Origin of the sequence: Limnoraphis robusta BA-68 BA1 (assembly GCF_034932365.1) — a bacterium.
GTDB lineage: Bacteria > Cyanobacteriota > Cyanobacteriia > Cyanobacteriales > Microcoleaceae > Capilliphycus > Capilliphycus robustus.
Genome location: NZ_JAYGHR010000046.1, coordinates 1 through 10,655 on the forward strand (window position 1 = coordinate 1; position 10,655 = coordinate 10,655).

Annotated in this window: 4 protein-coding genes; 1 reads left to right on the plus strand and 3 read right to left on the minus strand. The window is 43.3% G+C overall.

All coding sequences use genetic code 11. The features are described from left to right. Positions 1-193: 193 nt before the first annotated feature. Complete coding sequence (gene malQ, locus VB836_RS13015) at positions 194-1,711, minus strand: 4-alpha-glucanotransferase (protein WP_323219703.1); 1,518 nt, start codon at positions 1,709-1,711, stop codon at positions 194-196. A 492-nt stretch (positions 1,712-2,203) separates the two neighbouring features. Here malQ and treS point away from each other — a divergent pair, with 492 nt between their 5' ends. Beyond that, the gene (gene treS / locus VB836_RS13020; RefSeq protein WP_323219704.1) at positions 2,204-5,539 is read left to right on the plus strand and encodes a maltose alpha-D-glucosyltransferase; all 3,336 of its coding nucleotides are present in this window, start codon (positions 2,204-2,206) and stop codon (positions 5,537-5,539) included. 248 nt (positions 5,540-5,787) lie between these two features. Here treS and treY read toward each other — a convergent pair whose 3' ends face one another. Both treY and treZ read right to left on the minus strand, forming a co-directional pair. Then, a complete protein-coding gene (gene treY / locus VB836_RS13025; protein WP_323219705.1) occupies positions 5,788-8,601 on the minus strand; it encodes a malto-oligosyltrehalose synthase in 2,814 nt (937 codons plus the stop codon). 52 nt (positions 8,602-8,653) lie between these two features. Continuing rightward, positions 8,654-10,477 (minus strand): malto-oligosyltrehalose trehalohydrolase, encoded by a 1,824-nt coding sequence (gene treZ / locus VB836_RS13030; protein ID WP_323219706.1) that lies wholly within the window; start codon positions 10,475-10,477, stop codon positions 8,654-8,656. Between the last annotated feature and the right edge of the window lie 178 nt (positions 10,478-10,655).

The window sequence follows — 10,655 nt, forward strand, 5'->3', positions numbered from 1 at the left end:
CCATCACCCCATCCCCCCATCCCCCCCGGCACTTTTTAACTCGGGAAGCGAGTCAACCGCAAGCCCAGGCTTTAAAAGCCGGGGAACGGTTGACTGAGAATGAAACAGCCCTGCTGGCTTTGAAAGGGGGGTGATGTAGTTAAAAAAAAGGGGGAGAATTGAATGCAGCCTGAATGAAAAATTGCAGCCTGAATTAGCGGTTATACTGTTTCGTCAGATGCAGTAAGCGATCGCTAATTTCCGAAGTGAGTTGATCCGAACTTTCATAACGCCAACGCCAATTTCCAGCATTGATACTCGGATCATTCATCCGCCCCTTATTATCTAAACCCAACAAATCTTGCAGGGGAATAATCGCTTGATTTGCCACAGATTTTAAGGCTAAATCAATGAATTCCCAATTGATTTCTTTAACTTCGTCAGGGTGAGAATACCCCAGATATTTAGCAACGTTTTGTTTTTCTTGTTCTCCGACTTTTTGCCACCAACCGACGGTGGTATCATTATCGTGAGTTCCGGTATAAACCAGACAATTTTCTACAAAATTGTGAGGAAGATAGGCATTTGTGTCATCATCTGAAAAGGCAAATTGTAGAATTTTCATCCCCGGAAACTCAAAGCGATCGCGAAGTTCTTCAACTTCGGGGGTAATAATTCCCAAATCTTCCGCCAAAACAGGTAAACTTCCTAACCCACTACGAATCGCTTCAAAAAACTCCTCCCCAGGCGCTTTAATCCATTCCCCATTCATGGCAGTTTCTTCTCCCGCAGGCACCCGCCAATAGGCTTCAAACCCTCGGAAATGATCAATTCTGACTAAATCGGCATAGGCGAGAGTCGCTTTAAAACGTTCAATCCACCAAGCAAAACCCGTGCGTTTTAGCTCATCCCAATCATAAACCGGATTACCCCAAAGTTGACCTGTTTCGCTAAAATAATCCGGGGGAACTCCGGCAATATAAGCAGATTCTAAGGTTTCAGGATCAAGTTGGAAAATATTCGGTTGCGCCCAAACATCTGAACTATTGTGACAAACATAAATCGAAATATCACCAATAATTGAAATGCCTTTATCATTGGCATAGCGGCGTAGATTTCGCCATTGTTCAAAAAACTTGAACTGAAGAAACTTGTGATACAAAATGCGATCGCTAAGTTCTTCTGATTTGGCTTTCATGGCTTCCGGTTCCCGACGAGCGATGGCGGAGTCCCACTTATTCCAGGGTAAACCATCATGGGCTTCTAATAAGGCCATAAATAGGGCATAATCATCTAACCAGGCGGAAGTCTCCTGACAGAAGGATTCAAAAGCCGGATTGGGATTTCCCGAGAGAGATTCCCGAAACCGATCAAAAGCCCGTTGAAGAAACTCTGTCTTATGGGGGATGACACGATCAAAATTTACTCGATTGGGAGTAACATCTTCACTGGGGGGTAAAGGGGTTAATTCATCCGCATTTAGTAACCCTTGTTCGGCCAATTGATCCAAACTAATTAGTAAAGGATTTCCAGCAAAGGTGCTAAAGTTCATAATATAGGGGGAATGCTCATACCCAGTTGGGCCGAGCGGCAGAATTTGCCAGAGGGTCTGACCACTTCTGTCCAAGAAGTCGATGAACTCATAGGCAGATTGTCCTAAATCGCCGATCCCAAAAGGACTGGGTAAGCAGGTCGGGTGCAGTAAAATCCCACTTGCACGTTGAAACGTCATAACTAAATACTGAGTTTGGATTATTTCAACATCATATCTACTAAGCTTGTTTGATCGTATATCCTTAGTCAAAAAATCGGGAGAAATCCTCAACCTTTTTCCGACTTTCTTGGAGAATCCCAACAAATCAACAGGTGATCTTGAATGAGGAATAGAAAATCAAGCTAAAGTAGGGGCGGGACAAAATGTGTGTCTCTGTTCAAACAACCTACATCAACCCGCCCAACCCGTTTTTGATCCAGACTCAGGACTCAAATCTGATGTCGATTGTAATCAATCAAGACTTTTCTGAAAATCTATCTTAAGACAGAGGAAAGTCAGCGCTCATCAACTCAAACCATACCCATACTTGATGGGTGTATAACTTCAGGTAAGTGCAGTCAAACAACAGCGAAGTATCAATAGAAACATCTAAACATTTGTTGCTTTGCCTTTGCTGGATGGCTTCTAGATGATTGTGTAATTTGTAGCTCAGACTAGATATTCGAGAATATGCAACATTCCAAACTTAGCAACGATCCCCTCTGGTTTAAAGATGCCATTATCTATGAGGTGCCGGTGCGTGCCTATGCCGATAGTAACGACGATGGTATTGGTGATTTTCTGGGTTTAACCGAAAAGCTAGACTACCTACAGGATCTCGGAGTAACAGCCATCTGGGTGCTGCCCTTTTTCCCTTCACCGTTGCGCGATGATGGTTATGATATCTCCGACTACATGAACGTTAACCCCATTTATGGCACGTTAGAAGACTTTAAAACGCTTCTCGATGCCGCTCACGAACGGGGAATTCGGGTGATAGCAGAGCTTGTTGTTAATCATACTTCTGATCAGCATCCTTGGTTTCAACGCGCCAGACGAGCGCCCAAAGGCAGCACAGAGCGAGATTTCTACATTTGGAGTGATACCCCAGATAAATATTCTGAAGTGCGGATTATTTTCCAAGACTTTGAAACCTCAAACTGGGCATGGGACCCGGTAGCCAAAGCCTATTACTGGCATCGGTTCTACTCCCACCAACCGGATCTCAACTATGAGAACCCGGTACTGCAAAAAGCCGTGTTAGACGTTTTAGACTTTTGGATGGAAATGGGGGTTGATGGCATCCGCTTAGACGCCGTACCCTATTTATTTGTCCGCGAAGGAACCAACTGTGAGAACTTACCGGAAACTCACGGGTTCCTCAAAAAACTCCGAGGCCATATGGACTCGAAATTTGACAACCGAATGATGTTGGCCGAAGCCAACCAATGGCCGGAAGATGCCGCAGCCTACTATGGAGAGGGCGATGAATGTCACATGAACTTCCATTTTCCCCTCATGCCACGACTGTTTATGTCGTTGCGGATGGAAGACAGTTTCCCAATTATTGATATTCTCAACCAAACGCCTGCAATTCCTTCTAACTGTCAATGGGCGCTATTCCTGAGAAATCACGATGAACTGACGTTGGAAATGGTCACAGATGAAGATCGTGACTATATGTACAAAGTCTACGCCCAAGATCATCAAGCTCGGATTAATTTAGGCATTCGCCGACGGTTAGCCCCTCTGTTGGGCAACGATCGCCGTCAAATTGAGTTGATGAATAGTTTATTGCTCTCACTGCCTGGAACGCCTGTGTTGTACTATGGCGATGAAATTGGCATGGGGGATAACATCTACATTGGCGATCGCAATGGCGTAAGAACACCGATGCAGTGGAGTCCCGATCGCAATGCGGGCTTTAGTCGCGCTAATCCTCAAAAGCTCTATCAGCCTGTCGTCGTTGATTCAGAATACCACTTTGAAGCCGTTAACGTCGAAGCCCAAAGCGCCAACCCCAACTCGCTGTTATCGTGGATGAAGCGTTTAATTGCCATGCGGAAGCGCTTTCAGGCATTTGGACGGGGAACGTTTGAGTTACTGCATCCCGAAAACCGCAAGGTGTTAACGTTTATCAGAACCTATAGCGGGGAACATATTCTCGTCGTGGCGAACCTGTCTCGGTTTGTGCAAACGGTAGAGTTAGATCTGTCGGCATTTGCCGGAATGATGCCTGTAGAAATTTTTGGTCGCGCTCAATTTCCTAAAATTGAAAAGTCGCCTTATTTTCTCAGTATCAGTCCCTATGGGTTTTACTGGTTCATGCTGCAACTTGATCCGAGTCTGACAGAACCGCTCCCTCAGAAAAAACTGCCTGTAATGGCTGTAACTCAAAGCTGGAAACAAGTGTTAGAAAGCTCAGAGTTAAAGAGCAAACTCGAGTCAATTTTAGCGGAGTATCTGCTGAGTTGTCGTTGGTTTATCGGCAAGTCTCAAGTCATGCAGTCGGTTCGTATTACTGATATTATTCCGATTCTGCACCAGGAAACAGAAGCGGTTCTTTCATTAATTCAAGTCGAATACACCGAAGGTTTCCCGGATACCTATGTACTGCCCCTCAGTTATGCCACAGAGGAACGGGCTGAAGAAATTCAAGAAACCATGCCCCAAGCCGTTATCGCTTCCCTGAAAGTCGATGAAGAAGCCGGGATTTTGTTTGATGCGATCGCCTCAGAAAACTTTATGAGTGCCTTACGGCAGATGATAGTTAACCGGATGACTTATCCCGGTAAGCTAGGGCGTTTAGTGGCGATGACAACAGATGCGATCACACAGGAAGAAGATACCCTGCAAGGACAGTTTGAGACGGCTATCGAAAAAGGAAATCGCATTAATACCCTCGTTGTTTATGGGGGGCGGTTTGTGTTTAAACTGTTCCGGCGTGTCGAAGAAGGAATTAACCCGGAACTTGAAGTTCGGCATTTCCTGGGAAGTCGCGCTCCCTTAGCCCATATTGCCCCGGTGATCGGAGGGTTAGAATATCGCCGTCACCGCTCAGATGCCATGACCATTGGGGTTTTACAGCCTTATATTCCAGATGCGACGAATGCTTGGACTGTGACCCTTGATATTCTCCGAGATTATTTTGATCGGGTTGTTGTTGAACAAGCCAATTTAGAAGAAATTCCCCTTCCGACAGAAGAACTGGTGAATTTAATTGAACAACCTGTACCCGAGTTAGCAGCCCTGACGATTGGTTCCTACCTGAGTAATGCGGAACTTTTGGGTCAACGCACGGCGGAAATGCACATTGCATTGTCAGCAGACTACGACAACCCCGACTTTTCACCCGCGCCGTTTACCTCACTCTACCAACGTTCGATTTATCAATATTCTCGCAACCTCACCGGACAAGTCTTTTTCCGCTTGAAAAAATTGCTTCCCAGTCTTCCTCTAAGGACTCAAACCCTTGGGCATCAATTAATGACTCGCAAAGACTTTTTGTTAGCCCGACTGCGACAAGTCCTCAACCTCAAGATTACCGCCATGCGGACTCGCTGTCATGGTAACTACAGTCTTGAGGAGTTGCTGTTTACCGGAAAAGATTATGTCATCCTGGACTTTGAGGGAGAAGCCTACCGCACTTTAAATGAGCGTCGGATGAAGCGATCGCCCCTGCGAGATGTCGCCGGAATGCTACTATCGTTTGATTATGCGACTCGTGTTGCTCTCCGCAATGAAGTGGAAAATGGCATGATTCGAGAGGAAAATCTCGTACAAATGCAGCAATGGTCGCAGTTTTGGTCGGCTTGGGTGAGAGGGGCTTTCCTCAAGAGTTACCTTGAAACGGCGGCGCAAGACTCCTTCCTTCCCAAAAGCACGGCGGAGTTAGAGGTGTTGCTGGAATGTTATTTGCTGGAAAACGCCATTCAAGACTTAGGAATCTATCTGCAAGAATCTAACGATATGCTGGATATTTCTATTCAGCTTTTGATTGATTTTAGCAGCCGCTTAATGTCTTAAGACTTGAAAACCTAACAACAATTGTTCTAAACCCGCCCCCTTCCCCCAATCAATTAATGATTCATTCAGCTTGTCTATAGAGACTAAAAAAACCCGGTTTCTCAAAGAAACCGGGTTTTTCGCTTGTATAGCAGTCGAAGCCTTTGATTAGGACACTGTTTTTCTGTCAAATCCTTTTATGATAAAGGTTTCAATTCTGTCTCCTGTCTCGGTGTCTCCTGACTTCTGCTATACCTGCTGAAAAAGGTTTATTCGTTCGTTAAATCTGGATCTAACTTCACTAACAAACCAACAAAAAAATGTTGTAAAATAGCCCTGACAGGGATAACATTATTCGCTGCAATCTTAGAATCAGTAATCACTTCACACCAATCTGATTCTGAACCCTGGGGAATTTCAATCGCCGTATCTCCCCAAACTTCATCCCCAATCGGAAATTTTCCGGGTTCAACCACACGGGTTAAAAATCGAGGAATAACGACAATAGCTGTCTGTTGTTCGTGAATTCGAGCAAACGCCATAATTCGTTCTTGATGCTGACCCATGACTTTCAGGGGAACATAATTTCCGTATTGAAATAACTCCACATATTGCTGACGTGCTTCCAACACTCGGACAATACAAAATAACTTCAAGCGTCCATCTTCACAAGTCGCCATCAAGTCTTCTAACAAACTCGTCATCCCCGTTTTACAACGGCGTTTGATTTCTTGTAAAAAAGACAGTCGTTGTTCAAAGTCAACGGGACGACGATTATCGGGATCAACTAAACTTAAATCCCAAAGTTCTGTCCCTTGATAAAAGTCGGGAATTCCGGGAGTCGTCATTTTTAACAGCGTTTGAGACAAGGAATTAAACATTCCATAAAACGCAATCTTTTCTTGTAACGGTTGAAATTCCTGTAAAAAAGTGTTCTCCTCTGACGGCTCAAGCACTTGTTCTACAAAGGAAATAAACCCTTCTTCATACACCGTATCGGGACGCAACCAAGCCGTGTGAACTTTGGCTTCTCGCACTGCTTTGATCGCATAATCTTTTACCCGTTCGACAAACTGGGGATATTCTTCTTCATACCAGGGAAAAGCACCAATCACCGTTTGATAAAAGAAATATTCATCATTACAATCAGGAATTAACATTCCATCCTGTTCTATCTTTTTAGAACGGTTGATTTGCATCCAATTTCGCACTTGAGTTTCCCACTCATCGGGAATTTCTGAAATCACGTTTAATCTGGCTCGTAAATCTTCGCTCCGTTTGGTATCATGGGTAGAAGAAGCACTCATCGCATGGGGCCAGTTTTGCAGTCGTTGTGTGTTAAACTCGTGGAATTTAGCGGGGTTAATTCCGAAGTATTGCGGTGAACCGCCGACCTCATTTAAAGACAAGAAACGGAAATAGACGTAAAATAATGTATCTTCAATTCCCTTCGCCGTTAACGGACTTGAAAATTGTTGAAATTTCATCACAAAGCGTAACCATAACTGTTGATTTTCTTCGGAGAGATAATCATCATAATCGAGGAGTAAAAACTTCTCAATTAAATTTAATTCATTCAACAGTTCGGGAAGTTTTCCTTTGGCTTCTTGAATCGCTTTTTTAACATATTTGCGATCTTCTTCGCTCACCCCTTCTTCGGTAATATAAGTCCGATAAACCGGGAAACGGACTAACACTTCCATAATCGCAGTTTTCAAACCGAGCAAGGTAAAATCACGGCCATAGCGATATTGTCCAGAAATTCGCTTCAATAAATGAGCTAAGTTATCCGCATCTCCGGCTAAGTTTTTATCAGCAATTAACCGCTTCTTATCAACCAACATTTGATTGTAAGGTGTCTTCAAACCTGTGACATCACGATAAATTTGACTGAAACGTTTTTCGTTTTCACTATCACAAAACAATCCATTGACATAGTTCAAATATTCATAACCCGATGTTCCTTGAACCAACCATTTTGAAGGCAGTTTTTCATCGAGTTCTAATATTTTTTCAACGGTAATATAAATATCTCCAACTTTATCTCGCAGCCAACGCAGATATTGAACCGGGTTATAAAGACCGTCAATGTGATCAATTCGCAATCCCGTAAATTGACCCGATTCTACCATTTTCCCAATCATCTCATGGGTTTTCTGAAAGACTTTAAAATCTTCTACCCTGACACAAATGAGTTCATTAATGGTAAAAAAGCGACGATAGTTTAGTTCTTCCGCTCCCACTTTCCAAAACGAAAGTCGGAAAAACTGATTTAATAATAAATGATCCAAAAAATTAAAGCTTTCCGGTTGATCGACTTCTCCGTTAAAATATTCAACGTTTTGATCAATAAATGCTGTAATTTCAGGATTATCTCGATACAGTTCCCACAACAAACCCTTAACAAATAACGCTTGATCTCGACGCTGTTGATTAGACGTTTCTGCGGGAATACTTTTCAGCATATACAGCACACCCAACAGTTTCACAACATCCGGGTGTCGGCGTCCGAGTTTTTTCGAGAGTTGTCCGAGTTCGTGACTCACAAACTGAGCGTAGGATTCAATATTGAGGGGAACTTTTAAGTTATAATAGTTAATGCTTAACCCCTCTTCATCATAGGAAAGTTTAAGTTCTCCATTTTCTAAACATTTCCCATAAAAATCTCCCAACAACGGCGTTAAAACTCGACCCCGGATGTTTTCATAAGGATGTTGCCATTCGATCTCAAAAAAGTCAAAATATTCTGAATCCGGGCCATATTCCAAAACATCCATTAACAGCTTATTTTGACTATCATAAGCCATATGGTTCGGCACAATATCCTGCACCCAACCCATATCTCGATCTTGCAACTCTTCTATTAACTTGTCAAAGGTTTCTTTTGTTCCTAACTCTGGATTTAATTGATTGGGATCAACAACATCATAACCGTGTGTACTTCCTTCTCGGGCTTTAAAAATCGGAGACGCATATAAATCTGATATCCCCAATTCGTGCAGATAGGAAACAATTTTTCGGGCTGATTCAAACCCAAAATCTGGGGTAAACTGAATTCGATACGTTGCTACTGGAATCCGCATATTTTTTGAGTTTTAATGAGTCTAAATTTATCCAAATTATCAGAAAGTTACTTTACTTGCATTCGTAAAGCACAAAACTTTCAGCAGCCAGCGTTAACGTTTTAGAGGAGGTTAGAGTGTCTGGTAAACTCGCTCCATTCCCCATCCATTGTTCATCGGTAGAATCTAACCGTTTCTGCCAATTTCCTTCGATACTGATCACATCAGTCGTAACAGCTTCTGAGTTAAAATTCAGTATACAAAAAACTTGGCTATCTTGACTCCATCTGCGGATAGAGACAATTTTTTCTGTTTCCCAACTTTTGACTTCTTGATGTTGGAAACTCAGATTTTTTAACGCTGGAATTTCTCGCCGCAGTTGAATCAATTTTCGATAAAAATCGAGGATAACTTTATGCTTTCCTTCGGTTCGTAAATGCCATTTTAAAACACAATCGTTGAAGGTTTCAGCGCTTTGGGCATCCGGCGGATCTCCTTCAACGTGGAAGGCTTCAAATTCTTCTTTACGCCCCTTTCGGACAGCAGCTACTAAGTCGGGATCAGAGTGACTAATAAAGTAAGCAAAGGGTGATTCTTCGCCGTATTCTTCCCCCATAAATAACATCGGAATAAACGGCGAGAAGATTAACGTCGCTGCCCCTAATTTTAACGCTTCAAAAGAAGCAAGCTGACTAATTCTTTCCCCTAACATTCGGTTGCCTACTTGGTCGTGATTTTGAATACAAACCACAAACTGAGAGGCGGGGCGATCGCCTGCAAAGTTTCCATGATAGCGCTGACGGTTTGCTGAATAATTCCAAGCATAAGCAAACCCTTCTCGCAGGGTTTTTTCTAACAGTTCACACTTGCCAAAATCTAAATAATATCCCGTTGTTTCTCCGGTGAGTAAGGTATGAACACAATGATGAAAATCATCACTCCATTGACCATCTAAACCATATCCACCTTGTTCTTTAGGTTTAATAATTCTGACATCATTCAGGTCACTTTCTGCTATCAAATAAAACGGGCGTCCTAGCTGTTGGGATAACAGTCTCGTTTCATCAGCCATTTCCTCTAAAATATGTTTCGCCCCAAAATCATAAATGGCATGAACCGCATCTAAACGCAAGCCATCAATATGATAATCTCGGAACCAATACAACACATTTTCAACAAAGAAATTCCGCACCCCCGGACTATAAGCATCATCAAAATTTAGCGCCCGTCCCCAAGGTGTGTTGTATTTTCCGGTAAAATAAGGCCCGAAATCTGAGGTATAATTTCCTTCCGGCCCTAAGTGATTGTAAACCACATCCAGAACCACCATCATTCCCTGTTGATGACAAGCATCGACCAACCGTTTTAACCCCTCTGGGCCGCCGTAGGATGCCTGTACACCGTAGGGATAAACACCATCATATCCCCAGTTACGACTGCCGGGAAATTGCGCTACAGGCATAATTTCAATGGTGTTAATGCCCATTTCTAACAACTCTGGAACCCGATTAATAATCGCTTCAAATGTTCCTTCCGGGGTGAACGTTCCCACATGAAGTTCATAGATAATTAAATCTTCTAAAGGGATGACTTGCCAATTTTCATCCGTCCATTGAAACCCCTGATGATCAACAACCGCAGAGGGTTTATGAACATCATCGGGTTGATAATGAGAAGCCGGATCAGGGCGAGTCATTTCCCCATCGAGTTGAAACTGATAACGGCTTCCCGGCGAAACTTCTGTAGCGGTGAGATGCCAATAGCCTTGGTCATCTTTTTCCATCGGCAGAAGCCGTTCTTGGGGGGTTAAAATCTGCACAGAAACTTGTTGTCGCAACGGCGCCCAAACGGTAAATTCGCAGCGACGATCACCCAGATAATTTGCACCAACTTTCATAAATTTGTTGCCTTTTGTTTTACAGCTTAGGTTCCGGTTCGGTCACACGCACCTGCTATCGAAAACTGATATAACACGGTATAAACCGTATTAATGTTTCGTTCCTGTCTTGCAAAGTTCCTTCTCGAGCGGTTTCCGCCGAGATCGGACTTTGCGCTGCATCACCCCGGACTGTCGG